Genomic DNA, 15,797 nt, shown 5'->3' on the forward strand with positions numbered 1-15,797 from the left:
GGGTGCCGAGCCCCGTACCGCGGGTCAGGCCGTGGGCGCCGTCCACTTCTGGTTGGCCGCCCCGGTGCAGGTCCAGATCTGGATCCGCGCGCCGTTGGCCGAGCTGTTGTCCGTCACGTCCAGGCACTTGTTCGCCTGCGGGTTGACGATGTCGTGCGTGTTCGGGTCGTACGTCCACTGCTGGGCGGCGGTGCCGTTGCAGTCGTACAGCTGCGTCCTGGCCCCGTCCGAGGTCGCGCCGGACGCCACGTCCAGGCACTTGCCGAGCGCGCGGACGGTGCCGTCGGTGCCGACCGTCCAGGTCTGCGCGGCCGTGCCGTTGCAGTCGTAGAGCTGGACGGCGGTGCCGTTCGCGGTGCCTGCCGCCGCGACGTCCAGGCACTTGCCGGCGAGGCCGGTGATCCGGCCGCTCGCCCCGCCGCCACCGCCCTGCGCCCCGCTCCAGGTGAAGGTGGCCGAGGTGTGCGCGGGCAGGCTGTAGGCGACGTTCCGGCCGCCCCAGACGATCCGCACGGTCTGCGCCGAACCGCTGTCGTTGTAGGCGACCAGCGCCTTGGAGCCGTCCGGGTTCTGCCAGGCCACGTTCGGCACCGCCGAGTTGTCGCTGGAGGCGATCCGGTACGCGCCGGGCCGGACGAACTTGGTCAGGTGGCCCATGGTGTAGTACTCGACCGTGTAGTCGACCTGGCCGCTGCGGGAGTCCCCGTTGTGCACCGTGACCAGGCCGGTGCAGGTGCCGCAACCGCCGTAGTGCGGGCCCATGTTCTGGTCCACGGCCAGGCTCCACTTGGTCACCGACTTACCCCAGTTGCGGCTGTAGTCGATGATGTTGCGCATGTCCTCGCGCTGCTGGTCGGCGATCCAGGTGCCGCCCGAGTGCTCGGTGTCGAAGGCGTCCACCGTCGGGTACTGGTTGTGCACGGTGGTCTGCGTGGAGACGTCGCCGCCGTAGCCGTGCCAGGCCATGCCGCCGAAGTTCGGGTGCGTGCGGATGGCCGCGTCGTCCAGCGACGGGGCCGCGTAGCTGCCGTACTGGTCCCAGTTCCAGTCCAGCGCGAGGACCTTGGTGGACAGGCCGGCCCCGGCCAGCGCGGGCAGCAGGTTGTTCTTGGTGAAGTAGGCCAGCCCCGAGCCGTTCCAGCTCATCGAGGGATAGCCGGCGCAGCAGGTCGGCTCGTTCTGCACGGTCACGTAGTTCACCGGCACGCCCTGCGCCTGGTACGCCTGAAGGTACTTGACGAAGTACTGGGCGTACGGGCCGTAGTCCTCGGCCTTCAGCCAGCCGCCGTTGAGGTTGCCGCTGTCCTTCATCCAGGCGGGCGCCGTCCAGGGCGAGGCCATCACGGTGAGGGCCGGGTCGAGCTGGCGGGCCTGCTTGGTGAGCGGCAGCACGTCCACCAGGTCGTGGGCGACGGAGAACCCGTTCAGCGCCGGGTCGCTCGCGCCGGCGGGCTGGTCGTCGAAGGTATAGCCGTAGCGTGCGAGGTCCGAGGAGCCCATCGGGTTGCGCAGGAACGAGAGCCCGATGCCGTCACTGGGCGAGAAGAGCTTGCGCATGGTGTCGTCGCGGGTGGCCGCGCTCAGTGCGCCGCTGCTGTTCAGCAGGTAGGCCGCGGTGTCGGTGAACGAGGCGCCGCCACCGGTGAACTGCTGGTACCGGGTGGACTCGTCCACCGAGATCAGCTGCCCGCCGCTGCCCGTGCCGGCGGTGAAGGCGACCGGCGCCTGCGGGGCGAGGCCGCGGGTGACGTGCCGGCCGCCCGCGTCGTCGGTGGTGGTGAGCCAGACGTTCACGGTCTCGCCGGCTGCGCCGGCGGTGGGAGCCGCGCTCAGCAGGCCGGTGGCGGCCAGTGCTCCGGAGAGCAGCAGGACGGCTGCGCGACGGGCGCGGCCGGAAGGGACGGGTGGGGCCCAGGCCATGATCGGATCCGCCTTCGGGAGTGGGGAGTCGGGGAGGTGCGACGGCCGGCCGGTGGCGCGGTGCGATTCAACTCCTGCACACGACAAGGCGTCAAGGCGCTGGACCAGACCAATCATGAAGACGAGAGAGCGTTTGCTCGGCACTGCGCGTTCACTAGGTGACGGCAGATTCATTTAAGGTTTCCATTAGGAAGGTTTCCAGTCGGTCTCATTGACGCGGACACCACCGGGTAGTTGACTCCCGGTCACCCCGCCTCTCCCGACCGGAGGTTCCTTCCGTGTCCCGTCGACGCCGCCGCCGACTCCCCCTCGTCGCCACCCTGCTGGCCGCCGTGGCACTGCCCGCGGGCCTCGCCGCCGGACTCCTCGGCTCCCCGGCCCAGGCCGCACTCCAGGCACCCGCCGCACCCACGAACGCCGCCGCGCCGGCCAAGCCCGCCACGGCCGCCGCACCCGCCGCGTTCGCCCACCCGGGCGTGCTGGTCAGCCGCTCCCAACTCGACTTCGTCCGCGGCAGAGTGCAGGCCGGCGCGCAGCCGTGGAAGGCCGCCTACGACCAGATGCACGCCAGTGGGTACGACTCGCTGAACCGCACCCCGAAACCGCGGGCAGTGGTCGAGTGCGGCTCGTACTCCAACCCCGATTACGGCTGCACGGACGAGCGGGAGGACGCCATAGCGGCGTACACCCTCGCCCTGGACTGGTACATCACCCGGGACAGCCGTTACGCGCAGAAGGCGATCCAGCTCATGGACGCCTGGTCCGGCACCCTCAAGGACCACACCAACAGCAACGCGCCCCTGCAGAGCGCCTGGTCCGCCTCCACCTGGCCGCGCGCCGCCGAGATCATCCGCTACACCTACAGCGGATGGCCCGCCGACAAGATCGACCGCTTCGGCACCATGCTGCGCAACGTCTACCTCCCGAAGGTCGTCAACGGCTCCCGGTCCAACGGCAACTGGGAACTCTCCATGACCGAGGCCACGATCGGCATCGCCGTCTTCCTCAACGACCGGACGGTCTACGACAAGGCGGTCACCACCTTCCGCGGCCGGGTGCCCGCCTACATCTACCTCACCACCGACGGCGCCCTGCCGAAGACCGCGCCCGGCAGCGGCCTCGACACCCGCGACAAGATCATCAACTACTGGCAGGGCCAGAGCACCTTCGTCAACGGCCTCACCCAGGAGACCTGCCGCGACCTCACCCACACCGGCTACGCCATCTCCGCCATCGCCCACGTCGCCGAGACCAGCCGCATCCAGGGCCAGGACCTCTACCCCGAGATCGCCGACCGGCTGCGGAACGCCCTCGGCTTCCAGGCCACGTACGAACTCGGCACCGCCGTCCCGTCCTGGCTCTGCGGCGGCACCCTCAAGCAGCACCTCGGCCCGGTCACCGAGGTCGGCTTCAACGCCCTGCACAACCGCCTCGGCCACGCCATGACCAACACCCAGAAGCTCACCGAACAGCGCCGCCCGGCCGGCACCGACAACCTCTTCACCGCCTGGGAGACCCTCACCCACGCCGACAACCCGAACTGAGCAACGCCGGGGCCGCCCGGGCGAGTCGATCGCCCGGGCGGCCCCGGCGGGTGGCGCTGCGGCGCCGGCGGATCAGACCGTCAGCGGCCGGATCGCGGTCGGGGCGTGGCCCGGCTCGGTGGCGAGCTCCTCGAACTCGTTCACCTTGTCGATGTCGGCCGCGGCCATCGCGATGTTGGTGACCCGCTCCAGGATCGCCTCGACGACGACCGGGACGCGGAACTCGGCGGCCAGCTTCTTGGCCTCCTCGAAGGCCGGCAGCAGCTGGTCCGGCTCGGTGACCCGGATCGCCTTGCAGCCCAGCCCCTCGGCGACCTTGACATGGTCCACGCCGTAGACGCCCAGCTCCGGCGAGTTGATGTTCTCGAACTCCAGCTTGACCTGGAAGTCGATGTCGAAGTTGCGCTGCGCCTGGCGGATCAGGCCGAGGTAGGCGTTGTTCACCAGGACGTGGACGTAGGGGATCCGGTGCTGGGCACCGACCGCCAGCTCCTCGATCATGAACTGGAAGTCGTAGTCGCCGGAGAGGGCGACCACGGGGGTCTCCGGGTCGGCGGTGGCGACACCGAGGGCCGCCGGGATCGTCCAGCCGAGCGGGCCGGCCTGGCCGCAGTTGATCCAGTGGCGCGGCTTGTAGACGTGCAGCATCTGCGCGCCGGCGATCTGGGACAGGCCGATGGTGGTGACGTACCGGGTCTCCGGGCCGAACGCCTTGTTCATCTCCTCGTAGACGCGCTGCGGCTTCATCGGCACGTTGTCGAAGTGCGTGCGGCGCTGGAGGGTGCCCCGGCGCTCCTGGGTGGAGGCGGCCCAGGCGCTGCGGTCGGGCAGCCGGCCCTCGGCCTTGAGCTCCCCGGCGACCTGGACGAAGAGCTCCAGGGCCGCCTTGGCGTCCGAGGCGATGCCGTAGTCCGGGGCGAAGATCTTGCCGATCTGGGTCGGCTCCACGTCGACGTGGACGAACTTCCGGCCCTTGGTGTAGACGTCCAGGCTGCCGGTGTGGCGGTTGGCCCAGCGGTTGCCGATGCCGAGGACGAAGTCGGACTCCAGGAAGTTCGCGTTGCCGTAGCGGTGCGAGGTCTGCAGACCGACCATGCCGGCGTTCAGCTCGTGGTCGTCGGCGATGATGCCCCAGCCCATCAGGGTGGGGACGACCGGGATCCCGGTCAGCTCCGCGAACTCGACCAGCAGGTCGGCGGCGTCCGCGTTGATGACACCGCCGCCGGCGACGATCAGCGGGCGCTCGGACTCGTTGAGGAGGCCGATCGCCTTCTCGATCTGGGCCCGGCTGGCGATCGGCCGGTAGACCGGGAGCGGCTGGTAGGTCTCCGGGTCGAACTCGATCTCGGTCAGCTGGACGTCGATCGGCAGGTCGATCAGGACCGGGCCGGGCCGGCCGGAGCGCATCAGGTGGAAGGCCTGCTGGAAGACGCCGGGGACCTGGGCCGCCTCCAGGACGGTGGTGGCCGCCTTGGTGACCGGCTTGGCGATGGACGCGATGTCGACCGCCTGGAAGTCCTCCTTGTGGATCCGGGCGACCGGCGCCTGGCCGGTGATGCAGAGGATCGGGATGGAGTCGCCGGTCGCGGAGTACAGGCCGGTGATCATGTCGGTGCCGGCCGGGCCGGACGTCCCGATGCAGACCCCGATGTTGCCCGGGTTGGCGCGGGTGTAGCCCTCCGCCATGTGGGAGGCGCCCTCGACGTGGCGGGCCAGCGTGTGATGGATCCCGCCGGACGCCTTGAGGGCGGCGTAGAACGGGTTGATGGCCGCGCCGGGGACACCGAACGCGTTGCTCACGCCTTCGCGCTTGAGGATCTCCACGGCCGCGCGGGCGGCTGTCATACGAGGCATCTGCTTCTCCTGCCCGAGCGGCTTTTCCGCCATACGGAATATAAGTTCTGGAATGTGAAATCAAAGTAAGCCGGGCCCGACGGGGGAGTCAAGGGGGTTTCAACAGAACGTTGAGACGACGCGCGGCTCCCCGTACGAGGAACCGACAATGGGAAGCGGCCCGGCGCACCGGTCGGTCCGGCACGATGGGGCGACCACAGCACGACGGGACGACACGAACGGGGACAGGACGATGCCGCACATCGCGGTCAGTGTGCTCAGCCACCAGGGGTTGGTCCGGGAGCGCAACGAGGACAGCCTGGTGGCCGGTCCGTGGACGCTCTGCGCGACCGTGACCGACAGTCCGCAGACGCTGCTCTTCCCGCTCGGCACGCCCTGCGTCATCGCGGTAGCCGACGGGCTCGGCGGACACCCGGGCGGCGAGGTCGCCTCCTCGCTCACCGTCCGCCGGCTGGCCGAAGCCGGACCGGGACTCGACGACGAGGAGGCGCTCCGCGAGGAACTGCGTGCCTGCAACCGGGCGCTCTACGACGCGGCCGCGGCCGAGCCCGCGCTCACCACCATGGGCACCACGGTCGCCGGCCTGGTGCTGGCCGCCGAGGAGGCGATGGTCTTCAACATCGGGGACAGCCAGGTGCTCGACGCGAGCGACGGCGGGCTGCGCCGGCTCAGCGTGGACGACAGCCCGCCGCTCCCCCGGGCCGGCGCACCACCAACGTGGTCACCAGCACGCTCGGCGGCAGCGCCACCGCGCGGGACGTGGAACCGCACCTCAGCCGCGTCCCGCTGACCGTCGGCACCCGGCTGCTGGTGTGCAGCGACGGGCTCACCGACCCCGTCCCCCCGGAGCAGTTGGCTGCCATCCTCGCCGAGCACCGGGACGGGCGGGCCGCCTACGAGCTGTGGCGGGCGGCCATCGACGCGGGCGGCCCGGACAACATCACCCTCGCCCTGGTCAGCGTCGAGGAGTGACGGCGGAGTCCCCGCTCGGCGCCCCGGGAGAAGCGACGACAGAGCCCCCGCCCGACGCCCCGGGCGGACCGGGATGCGGGGCGGGGACTCTGGAGATGCTCAAGTATCGGTCAGGCCGCCGGCTCCTCCAGTACAGCCTTGCGGTGGCTGAACGCCTCGATCGAGTACCGGCCGTGGTAGCTGCCCATGCCGCTCTCCCCCACCCCGCCGAACGGCAGGTCCGGGACGGTCAGATGGGCCAGTGGCAGGCCGTAGCCGATCGCCCCCGAGGAGGTCTCGTCGGCGAACCGGCGCCGGACGTCGGCCGACCCGGAGAACACGTAGAGCGCGAGCGGCTTCTCCCGGTCGTTGACGAACGCGATCGCCGCGTCGACGTCCGCCACCTCGACGATCGGCAGGATCGGGCCGAAGATCTCCTCCTGCATCACCGGAGAGTCCGGGGCCACCCCGGCCAGCACGGTGGGCGCCAGGTAGCGCGTCGCCCGGTCGTGCCGGCCGCCGACCGCGGTGCGCCCGGAGCCGAGCAGGCCGGTGAGCCGGTCGAAGTGGCGCTCGTTGACGATCCGGCCGTAGTGCGGGGACGCCGCCGGGTCGGCGCCGTAGCGGGCCTCGACGGCGGCCGCGAGCGCGTCGGCCAGCGCGGCCGCGGCCGCGGGCTCGGCCAGCACGTAGTCCGGGGCGACGCAGGTCTGCCCGGCGTTCAGGAACTTGCCCGCCACCAAGCGCTCGGCGACGGTCGCAAGGTCCACGTCACCGTCGACGAACACCGGTGACTTGCCGCCGAGTTCGAGCGTGACCGGGGTGAGGTGCTCGGCCGCCGCCCGCATCACCACCCGGCCGACCGCGGCGTTGCCGGTGTAGAAGACGTGGTCGAAACGCTGGGCCAGCAGCGCGGTCGTCTCCGGGACGCCGCCCTCCACCACCGCGACCGCGGCGGGATCGAGGTACGCCGGCAGCAGCCGGGCCAGCACCGCGGAGGTGTGCGGCGCCAGCTCGCTCGGCTTGGCGACCACGGCGTTGCCGGCGGCGAGCGCCCCGGCCAGCGGCGTGAGCAGGAGCTGCACCGGGTAGTTCCACGGCGCGATCACCAGGACGACGCCGAGCGGGTCGTACTGGGTACGGGCCGTGGCGCCGCCGAGGGCGTCGGGCACCGGCGCGGGCTCGGGGCGCAGCCAGTCGGCCAGGTGCGCCAGGGTGTGGTCGATCTCCCGGACGACGAAGTCGACGTCGGTGCGCCGGGCCTCGGCCTCGCTCTTGCCGAGGTCCGCACGGAGCGCGGCGGCGAGGTCGGCCTGGTTCTCGGTGAGCAGTGCGCGCAGCCGCTGGAGCTGGTCCACCCGCCAGGCGAGGGGCTTGGTGCGGCCGGTGCGGAAGGTGCCGCGGAGCCGGGCGACGAGGTCGGCGGCCGGCTCGCCGTGCGGGGTGCCGTCCTGGGCGCGGTCGTTCATGCGGACCTCCGAAAAGGTTGGTAATCTCAACTACCCTGACCTTCAGGAAACCGCCGAAAGTTGAGGATGTCAAATGATTCCCGAGGCATCCGACCTGCTGGAGCCCCTGGCCCGGGTGGTGCGCGGCTACTACGACGACCTTGCCACGGTGGCCGGCCGGCACGGCCTGAGCACCACGCAGGCACGGGCCCTGGTCGCCCTGGACCGGCCGCTGTCGATGAGCGCCCTCGCCGAGCACCTGGTCTGCGACGCGTCCAACGCCACCGGCCTGGTCGCCCGGATGGAGAGCCGCGGCCTGGTCCGGCGCGACCCGGCGCCCGACGACCGCCGCAGCAAGGTGGTCACACCGACGCCGGACGGACGCGACCTCGCCCGTCGGATCCGCGCCGAGATGCACAGCGTCCACGGGGCCCTCGGCGATCTCACCCCGACCGAGCGGGCCGTGCTGCTGCCGATGCTGGACCGCCTCGGGGACCTGCTCGCCGACCGCCACCGGCGGGGAGGTAGTCGCCGCCTGGCCCTGAGCCCAGGCCTGCACCCGGGCCGGGCTGCCCGGGGCGGGCTGTCAGGGCCCAGCCGTCAGGGCCGGGCCGTACCCGGCTCGCGGGCCGCGAGCTCAGCGAAGAACGCATCGACGGAGGCCCGGGTCCGCGGCCGCCCCGCCAGCTCCTCGCCGACCACCCGGCCGGCCAGTTCGGTCGCCAGTGCCACCACGTCCTCGCGCAGGACCGCCTCGGCGATCACCCGGTCCGCGGCCAGCTGCACCCTCGCGGCGGCCACCAGCTCGTCGCGCTGCCGCTGCCCCTCCGCCCGGACGGCGGCCACCAGGGCGGCCCTCCTCGGCGGCCCGCTGCCGGATTCGGGCCGCCTCGTGGCGGGCCCCGTCCAGCTCCGCCCGGTACTCGCGGTAGACCGCCAGCGCCTCGGAGCGCGCCGCCTCCGCCCGCTCCAGCCGACCCTCGGTGGCGTCCGCGCGCTCGGCGAGCGTCCGTTCGATCCTCGGCAGCACGAGCCGGCCGAGGAGGCCGAATATGACGAAGAAACAGATCAGGCCGAGGACCAGCTCGGCGGGATTCGGCGTCAGAGGTCCCATGTCCCCAACGTACCCTCCGGCTTGGTACGCGAACGGCTGAGATCGCGTCAATCCGTGGCTCGAACCGTTCGGGCACGGGTCTGCACGCCCGGGGGCGGGATCCTCCCATCGGCCCCTCGCGCCACTTGCGACAGCGCGTCGGCGGCCCGCGGCGGCGCGCCGTCGGTCCGCGCTGTCATCACAATTCCCGATGCCATTTGATACCTTCGCGAATGTTTTATTCCAATGGGGTAGGCACTCAGCCCACGCCCTCTCCCGGGTGCTCCGATAACCCCTCTGGAGTGCACACCCATGACCCCACCCAGCAGCACCGCCACCGGGACGGCACCCGCCCCGTCGGCGACGTCGGAGTTCGCAGCTCCGGACCGCAGCGCCACCCCGCTCGCCGACGCCGTGCTGAGAGTCGCCCGACGGGACATCGCCTCGTTCCACGCCCTGCCGCTCTCGCACGGCCGGTCGATCCGCAACTCCCGTACCCGCGCCACCTATGAGGCCCTGTTCGGACAGGCTCAGCTCGCCGCCGACGTGTCCTACAGCGGCACCATGCTCGACTCCTTCTTCCGCCCCCACGGGCCCCTGCGCGATGCCCAGCGGCTCGCCGCCCTGAGCTTCGGCGCCGACACCACCCTCTTCCTCTCCGCTGGCACCTCGACCGCCAACCGGGTCGCGCTGGCCGCCCTGACCCGCCCCGGCAGCCGGGTGCTCGCCGACCGCAGCTGCCACCAGTCCGTGCACTTCGCCCTCGGGTCGCTCGGCGTCGACGTCGACTACGCCCCGATGCGACGCTGCTGCGACTCCTGCCCGCGCACCTTCGCCGACCTCCCGCACCTGCTGGAGAGCTTCGCCGCCGCCGCCGAGGAGGGCCGGCCCTACGACGCCGTCGTGCTCTCCGCGGTCTCCTACGACGGCGTACGGTACGACCTGCCGACGCTGCTCGCCTCGATGTCCCGGATCCACCCGACGGTGAACGTCCTGGTGGACGAGGCCTGGGGCGCCGTGCACCGCTTCCACCCCCAACTCCGGCCGCTCACCGCACTCCACGCGGTCGAACAACTGCGCGCCGATGACCCGGGGCTGCCGATGACGGTGGCCGTCACCCACTCCGCCCACAAGTCGATGTCCGCCCTGCGTCAGGGCTCCTACCTGCACCTCTCGGGCGACCGGGAGGCCCAGGAGCGCACCGCGCAGGCGCTGTTCCAGCACCACACCACCTCGCCCAGCTTCCCCGTGCTGGCCAGCCTCGACCTCGCCCGCCTGCAGGCGGAGTACGAGGGCGAGGCACTGCTGGACCGCTCGCTGCTGCTCGCCCGCACCCTCCGGAGCGAGATCGCCACCGACCCGCGGCTGTCCGCCTACTGCACCCTCGGCCCCGAGGGCCACCTGACCGACCCCGCCATGCTGGTCCACGACGACCCCACGCGCGTCCTGGTGGACATCCGCGCCCTCGGCATCACCGCCGCCGACTTCCGCCGGATCCTCTTCGACGAGTACGCCCTCTACGTGGCCCGGGAGAGCGCCGGCGCGGTGCTCTTCCACATCCACATCGGCGTCGACGAGGGCACCCTGCTGCGCCTGCTGGAGGCGCTGCGGATCATCCAACGCACCTACCGGACGACCTCGGCCGCGCTCGCCGAGGACAGCGCCGACCACTTCATCATCGCCTACCCGCCCGGCATCCCGATCACCGTCCCCGGCGAGAAGCTCTGCGACGCCACCCGCGACGAGATCCAGGCCCTGCGCGCCAGCGGCAGCGAGATCTACACGCTCTACCACCCCCAGGCCGCCGCCCCCGCCCCGCGGCGGCAGTCCCCGCCACCACCGCAGCAACGGAGTTGAACGCATGATCAAGCTCGACGACATCCGCCGGCACGCCGCCCGCCGCCCGGACCACGTGGCCGTGGTGGACCGGGACTTCCGCCTCACCTGGACGGAACTCGCCGAACAGGTCGCCCGGGTGGCCACCGGCCTGGCCCACCACCTGCCCGCGGAGCGGCCGGCCCGCGCCGCCTTCATGTCCTGCAACAGCTGGGAGCTGGTGGTCGTGATGGCCGCCTGCGCGACGCTGGGCGTGCCCTGCATAGGACTCGACTACACCACCAGCCCCGAGGCCACCGCCGGGGCGCTGGAGCAGCTGCAGCCGACCGTGCTCATCAGCACGCCGCTGCGCCGCCCGCTGCTGGAGCAGGCCGGCTGGCCCGGCGAGCGCGACGTGCTGAGCATCCACCTGGCCGGACCGCAGGACGGCGACCGCGACACCGGCCCGACCTCCCCCGGGGCGCTCTGCTACGCCGCGCTGTCCTCGTTCGAGCCGGTCGCCACCACGCCGGTCGAACAGCCCTTCACCGCCTTCTCGTTCACCTCCGGCACCAGCGGCATCCCGAAGCTGGTGATCCGCAACAGCTCCTTCGAGGCGCGCCGGCTCTCCGACCTGGTGGACCAGTTCTCCTTCGACGAGGACGACGTCCACATGGTCACCGTCCCGCTGTACCACTCCTCCGGCCCCGGCTGGGCCCGGATCTTCCTCACCCTCGGCGGCACCGTGGTGCTCAGCCCGTACGAGGACGCCCAGGCGATGGCCGACCTGATCGTCGCCGAGGGTGTCTCCACCACCCTGATGGTGCCCCCGGTGCTCAACCGGCTGGTCTCGCACCCCGCCTCCGAGCACCTGCACAAGACCTCCCGGCTGCGCTTCCTGCTCTCCGGTGGCCGCCACCTCAACCGCTATGTCATCAACGAGACCTGGGACCGCCTCGGGCCCGTGCTGCACCTGTACTACGGCACCACCGAGACCGGCCTCAACACGATGATCGGCCCGGAGGAGCTGCACGTCGCACCGGCCCGCTCCGGCCGTCCGATGCCCGGCAGCACGATCCTCGTCCTGGACCCGGAGAACCGCCCGCTCCCCAAGGGCAGGCTCGGCCGGATCGCCATCGCGAGCTACCAGTTGATGGACAGCTACGCGGCCGCCGAGCCCGACTTCCTGGTCCTGGAGCACGCCGGCCGCACCCAGCGGTACCTGCTCACGGGTGACAGCGGCGTCATGGATGAGGGCGGCCGGCTGGAGCTCAGCGCCCGCAACGACGGTGTCACCAAGGCCGAGGGCGGACACCCGCTGGACGTCAACATCTTCGCGCTGGAGGACGAGCTCACCAGCCTCCCGTGCGTCCGCGAGACGGCCGTGCTGAAGGTCGAACTGCCGGACGCCGGACCGGTACTGGTCGCCGCGTTCACCCCGATCTCGCCCGAGCGCGAGGCCAGCGGATCGCGCGCCGTCCTCGCCGCCTGCGAGCGCCGCGCACCGCAGCTGCCCGCGCACGTCGTGACCGTCCCCGCCATCCCGTACAGCCCGACCGGCAAGGTGCGCACCGCGCAGCTGCTGGAGACCGTCCTCGGCCTGATCGCCCGGGCCGCCGAGGGCTCGGCGGCGGACCGCCTGGAGGTGGCCGCGGCATGACCCGCCCCTCCTCGTCCTCGCACCACACCCGAACTCCCCGACAGGAGAGCTGTGAACGACCAGAAGAAGTACGCCCGAGGGGTGCTGCTGTGCCTCGCGGCCACGCTCTCGTGGGGCGGCATGTTCCCCCTCATGGACGTGACGCTGCGGCACATCGACCCCTTCACCTTCACCTGCCTGCGGTACGGGATCGCCGGCCTGATCTTCCTGATCGTCCTGCGCAGCCGCGAGGGTGCCGCGGGTCTGCGCCTGAAGGGCGAACGGGTCGGCCTCGCCTGGCTGTTCGGCACCGCGGGCTTCGCCGGCTTCCAGTTCCTGGTGTTCTACGGGCAGGACCTGATCGGCGAGCAGGGTGCCCTGATCGCCTCCATCATGATGGCCACCATGCCGATGATGGGCTTCCTGGTGAACTGGGTGCTGCGCAAGGTCGTCCCGCCGCGCTGGTCCTTCGCCTTCATCGGCCTGTCGTTCGTCGGCGTGATCCTGGTGGTCACCAAGGGCGACCTCGCGTCGCTGGTCAACACGCCGCAGAACTTCGGCGCGGACGCGCTGCTGCTGTTCGCCGCCCTCTGCTGGGTGATCTACACCTCCGGGGCGACGTACTTCCCGGCCTGGTCGCCGATCAAGTACACGACGGTGACCACGATCCTGGGCCTCGGCAGCGCCGTGGTGATCACGGCGGTGCTGCTCGCCAGTGGCGCCGTCGCGGTGCCCACCGGCGGGGCGGTCGTCACCATCCTGCCCGAGCTCGCGTACATGAGCCTGATCGCCGGCTTCGGCGGCGTGCTCGCCTGGAACATCGGCAACCGCAACCTCGGCCCGCTCAACGGCGTTCTGTTCATGGACGTCGTGCCGATCACCGCGTTCACCATCTCCGCGCTGACCGGGGTCATCCCGGCCGGCATGCAGATCGTCGGCGCGGCGTTCACCGCCTCCGCCCTCGTCCTGAACAACCTGTACCTGCGGCGCCGGGCCGCTGCGGCGGCACCGGCCGCGCCCGTGGCGGTCCCGGCCGCCGGGCAGCGTCCGGCGGAACGGTCGGCGACCGTCGGCCGCTGACACCGCCACCGCGTACCGGAGCACACCCGGGCACCGTCCCCACCCGTCCTCGGACGCGGTGGCGGGCGGTGCCCATCCGCCGTCCCGGACGACAGCAGCCGGGCCGCACCGAGGAGTTGCCCCATGCCCGAGCCAGCCGTCCTCCGCACCGCCGAGCCGCGGTCCGACACCGCCCGGGGCCCGGACCCCGCCCCGGCCCGGCGCACCGCCGACACCAGCAGCACCGCCGACGGCACCGGGCCGTACGCGGCGGCGGCGGACCTCGGCATGCTGGTCGGACACCACACCTTCGACGAGGCGTGGGGGATCCTCGTCGACGGCAGACCGTGGCCCGGCCTCGGCCCGGGAGAGCCGCTCACCCTGCCGATGCGCCACGGCGACGTCCGGGTGGACGTCCAGAGCGCCCTCGCCACGCTCGGCCCGGCCTGGGGTCTCGGCTCGCTGCACGACATCGGTGACGAACAGGCCCGGGAGGACCTGGAGCGGACCACCATCGCCACCCACACCTTCGTCGCCCAGTCGGCCCGCGGACTGCACGTCCCGGCGGTGCCGTACTGGGTGACCGACGCCGGGCAGAGCGCCGCGGAGCGCTTCCTGCTGCGCTGGCGCGGCCAGGCCGACCCCCGCCACGTCCGCGCCGTCGACGCCTACTGGTGCTCGGCCGCCGTCCACCCCGTCGACGCGGCCACCACCACGGCCCGGGTGATCGCGTCCACCGGCGCGGACGTCGCCACCTGCCTGTCCGGCGCGGTCGCCGCCATGGCCGGGCCCCGCTTCGGCGCCGCCCCGGCCACCGTCCTGCGCATGATCGGGACGATCGAGCACGGCGCGGACGCGCGGGCCACCGTACGGGCCGCGCTGGACGGCGGCGACGGCCTGCCGCTGTTCGCCGCCTCACCGCCCGGCGGCAGCGCCCGCGGCCGCGCGCTGCGCGAGGCCACCGCCCGGATCGGCGCCGCACGGTTCGAGGCGGCCGTCGCCCTGGAGGAGGCGGCCTGCGAGGCGCTCCGCGAGCAGCGCCCGGACACCGCGGGGCGCACCGGCGGCGGGGAGTTCTGGGCGGCCGTGCTGCTGGACTCGGCCGGTGTGCCTCCGCAGTTGTTCACGGCCATGGCGATCTGCGGGCGCACCGCCGACTGGTCGGCCCACGTCCTCGACCGCAAGCGCACCGGGGAACCGGCGACGGTCGCCGCCTGACCGACGCACAGTGCGGGCCGCAGGCTGCGGGCCGCCGGCGGATCACCGTTCGTAGCTGCCGGTGATCCGCCCCCGGGCGAGGACCGGCCCCGGCAGGGCCGCCAGGAGCCTTCTGGGCGCGGCCCGTCGCAGGCTCTCCGCGGTGCCGGGCACGGCGGCCGGGAGCGCGAACAGTTGGAAGGTGTACCGGTGCGGCCCGTGGCCCTTGATCGGGGCGGGGCCCCGGTACCCGCGTCCTACGGTGGAGCGCAGCACCCGCACCCCGGCGGCCGGCCGGGCCGCCGACAGGGCGTCGGCCGGCAGTCGGTCCGCGGTGTCCAGGCGGGCGGGGTCGATCAGTGCCAGGGCGTGGACGACGGGCCTGGCGAGCGGGACGTCCGGGTCCTCGACCACCAGCAGGAGTTCGACGGTGTCCGCCGGCAGCGGGCTCCAGGCCAGCGGGGGCGACACGTCCCGGCCGCCCACCCGCCGGCTCGCGTACGGCAGCGGGATCGGGCCGCCCTCGGTGAAGTCCTGCCCGGTGACGGTCAGTTGTTCGGGGCCGGCCAGGTTCGGCAGGTTCCACGCGAGGCGGGCGTCGCCCGCGCGGCGGTTGCGCAGCAGCGTGCCGAGCAGCGTCACCGGGTCTCCTTCAGCAGGGCGATGATCTCGGCGGTGCTGCCGCGCTCGCCGAGGCGGGGGAAGATCCGCTCGACGGTGTGCCGGTGGGCCCCGATGTCGCGGTCGGCCATGGCGTCGACGGCCAGGGTCAGGTGGTAGCCGTGTTCGTGGGCCGCGCGGGCGGTGGACTCGACACCGGCGGTGGTGGCGACGCCCGCCAGCACGATCTGGGTGACGCCCCGGCGACGCAGCTGCAGGTCGAGGTCGGTGCCGTGGAAGGCGCCCCAGGTGCGCTTGGTGACGGCGATGTCGCCGGGATGGCCGGCCAGGTCGTCGACGATGCGGTCCCAGCCGTCGGTGGCGGGACCGCCGCTGCTCGGCACCTCGGAGCGCCCGGGGACGGCATCGGCTCCGTCGGCGGCGCGGGTGGCCCGCACCAGCACGACCGGTGCACCCTGGGCCCGGAAGGCGTCGGCGAGTTCGACGCCGCGGGCCACCACCTCGGGGACGGTGTGCGGGACGGTGGGGACAGCGAGGAGGCCGTTCTGGAGGTCGATGAGGACGAGCGCGGTGTGCCGGTCGAGCGTCGTGAGTGCCATGGGGCGCCCCTTCCGGTGGTGCGGAGGACGGATCGGGGTGCCCGCCGGCCTCCGGCG

General features: G+C 72.5%; 12 protein-coding genes and 2 pseudogenes. 8 read left to right on the forward strand and 6 right to left on the reverse strand.

Annotated features, from left to right (window positions below):
- Positions 1-24: 24 nt before the first annotated feature.
- Positions 25-1,920 carry a lectin gene (locus ABEB13_RS14075; RefSeq protein ID WP_345705802.1) on the reverse strand — a complete coding sequence of 632 codons (1,896 nt, stop codon included), beginning with the start codon at positions 1,918-1,920 and terminating at the stop codon, positions 25-27.
- A 332-nt stretch (positions 1,921-2,252) separates the two neighbouring features.
- Here ABEB13_RS14075 and ABEB13_RS14080 point away from each other — a divergent pair, with 332 nt between their 5' ends.
- A complete protein-coding gene (locus ABEB13_RS14080) occupies positions 2,253-3,464 on the forward strand; it encodes an alginate lyase family protein (RefSeq protein WP_345709666.1) in 1,212 nt (403 codons plus the stop codon).
- 72 nt (positions 3,465-3,536) lie between these two features.
- Here ABEB13_RS14080 and gcl read toward each other — a convergent pair whose 3' ends face one another.
- Positions 3,537-5,318, reverse strand: a complete 1,782-nt coding sequence (gcl, locus tag ABEB13_RS14085) for a glyoxylate carboligase (RefSeq protein WP_345705803.1) — start codon at positions 5,316-5,318, stop codon at positions 3,537-3,539.
- Positions 5,319-5,550: 232 nt separating this feature from the next.
- Here gcl and ABEB13_RS14090 point away from each other — a divergent pair, with 232 nt between their 5' ends.
- Entirely contained in the window at positions 5,551-6,108 is a 558-nt protein-coding gene (locus ABEB13_RS14090; RefSeq protein WP_345705804.1) for a PP2C family protein-serine/threonine phosphatase, read from the forward strand.
- The gene (locus ABEB13_RS14095; protein ID WP_345705805.1) at positions 6,078-6,290 is read left to right on the forward strand and encodes a PP2C family protein-serine/threonine phosphatase; all 213 of its coding nucleotides are present in this window, start codon (positions 6,078-6,080) and stop codon (positions 6,288-6,290) included. Before ABEB13_RS14090 ends, ABEB13_RS14095 begins: the two co-directional genes overlap by 31 nt.
- A 110-nt stretch (positions 6,291-6,400) precedes the next feature.
- On the opposite strand, the gene ABEB13_RS14100 is transcribed toward ABEB13_RS14095, so the two are convergent.
- Positions 6,401-7,738, reverse strand: a complete 1,338-nt coding sequence (locus ABEB13_RS14100; protein ID WP_345705806.1) for an aldehyde dehydrogenase family protein — start codon at positions 7,736-7,738, stop codon at positions 6,401-6,403.
- Positions 7,739-7,811: 73 nt separating this feature from the next.
- On the opposite strand from ABEB13_RS14100, the pseudogene ABEB13_RS14105 reads away from it, so the two are divergent.
- Positions 7,812-8,060 (forward strand): annotated as a pseudogene (locus ABEB13_RS14105) (MarR family winged helix-turn-helix transcriptional regulator); the annotation flags it as partial.
- 257 nt (positions 8,061-8,317) lie between these two features.
- Here the strand turns inward: ABEB13_RS14105 and ABEB13_RS14110 are convergent.
- Positions 8,318-8,831, reverse strand: a pseudogene (locus ABEB13_RS14110) (F0F1 ATP synthase subunit B family protein).
- Positions 8,832-9,122: 291 nt separating this feature from the next.
- Between ABEB13_RS14110 and ABEB13_RS14115 the strand changes: the two are divergent.
- The 4 genes from ABEB13_RS14115 (at position 9,123) to ABEB13_RS14130 (ending at position 14,541) form a co-directional block, all read left to right on the forward strand.
- A complete protein-coding gene (locus tag ABEB13_RS14115; protein ID WP_345705807.1) occupies positions 9,123-10,667 on the forward strand; it encodes an aminotransferase class I/II-fold pyridoxal phosphate-dependent enzyme in 1,545 nt (514 codons plus the stop codon).
- 4 nt (positions 10,668-10,671) lie between these two features.
- Positions 10,672-12,285, forward strand: coding sequence for a class I adenylate-forming enzyme family protein (locus ABEB13_RS14120; protein WP_345705808.1), 1,614 nt, complete (start codon positions 10,672-10,674; stop codon positions 12,283-12,285).
- A gap of 51 nt (positions 12,286-12,336) precedes the next feature.
- The gene (locus ABEB13_RS14125) at positions 12,337-13,344 is read left to right on the forward strand and encodes a DMT family transporter (RefSeq protein ID WP_345705809.1); all 1,008 of its coding nucleotides are present in this window, start codon (positions 12,337-12,339) and stop codon (positions 13,342-13,344) included.
- A gap of 123 nt (positions 13,345-13,467) precedes the next feature.
- Complete coding sequence (locus ABEB13_RS14130; RefSeq protein WP_345705810.1) at positions 13,468-14,541, forward strand: citrate/2-methylcitrate synthase; 1,074 nt, start codon at positions 13,468-13,470, stop codon at positions 14,539-14,541.
- Positions 14,542-14,583: 42 nt separating this feature from the next.
- Here ABEB13_RS14130 and ABEB13_RS14135 read toward each other — a convergent pair whose 3' ends face one another.
- Together ABEB13_RS14135 and ABEB13_RS14140 are read right to left on the reverse strand one after the other, a co-directional pair.
- The gene (locus ABEB13_RS14135; RefSeq protein WP_345705811.1) at positions 14,584-15,162 is read right to left on the reverse strand and encodes a YbhB/YbcL family Raf kinase inhibitor-like protein; all 579 of its coding nucleotides are present in this window, start codon (positions 15,160-15,162) and stop codon (positions 14,584-14,586) included.
- Positions 15,159-15,740 (reverse strand): isochorismatase family protein, encoded by a 582-nt coding sequence (locus ABEB13_RS14140; protein WP_345705812.1) that lies wholly within the window; start codon positions 15,738-15,740, stop codon positions 15,159-15,161. The genes ABEB13_RS14135 and ABEB13_RS14140 overlap by 4 nt, the downstream gene beginning before the upstream one ends.
- Between the last annotated feature and the right edge of the window lie 57 nt (positions 15,741-15,797).

Source organism: Kitasatospora paranensis, assembly GCF_039544005.1.
Taxonomy (GTDB): domain Bacteria; phylum Actinomycetota; class Actinomycetes; order Streptomycetales; family Streptomycetaceae; genus Kitasatospora; species Kitasatospora paranensis.

What these genes read in the sequence shown, in the direction of transcription:
- ABEB13_RS14075 (WP_345705802.1), bottom strand. Translation starts at nt 1,920, where the DNA reads ATGGCCTGGGCCCCACCCGTCCCTTCCGGCCGCGCCCGTCGCGCAGCC.
- ABEB13_RS14140 (WP_345705812.1), bottom strand. Translation starts at nt 15,740, where the DNA reads ATGGCACTCACGACGCTCGACCGGCACACCGCGCTCGTCCTCATCGAC.
- ABEB13_RS14090 (WP_345705804.1), top strand. Translation starts at nt 5,551, where the DNA reads ATGCCGCACATCGCGGTCAGTGTGCTCAGCCACCAGGGGTTGGTCCGG.
- ABEB13_RS14115 (WP_345705807.1), top strand. Translation starts at nt 9,123, where the DNA reads ATGACCCCACCCAGCAGCACCGCCACCGGGACGGCACCCGCCCCGTCG.
- ABEB13_RS14120 (WP_345705808.1), top strand. Translation starts at nt 10,672, where the DNA reads ATGATCAAGCTCGACGACATCCGCCGGCACGCCGCCCGCCGCCCGGAC.
- ABEB13_RS14100 (WP_345705806.1), bottom strand. Translation starts at nt 7,738, where the DNA reads ATGAACGACCGCGCCCAGGACGGCACCCCGCACGGCGAGCCGGCCGCC.
- ABEB13_RS14130 (WP_345705810.1), top strand. Translation starts at nt 13,468, where the DNA reads ATGCCCGAGCCAGCCGTCCTCCGCACCGCCGAGCCGCGGTCCGACACC.
- gcl (WP_345705803.1), bottom strand. Translation starts at nt 5,318, where the DNA reads ATGCCTCGTATGACAGCCGCCCGCGCGGCCGTGGAGATCCTCAAGCGC.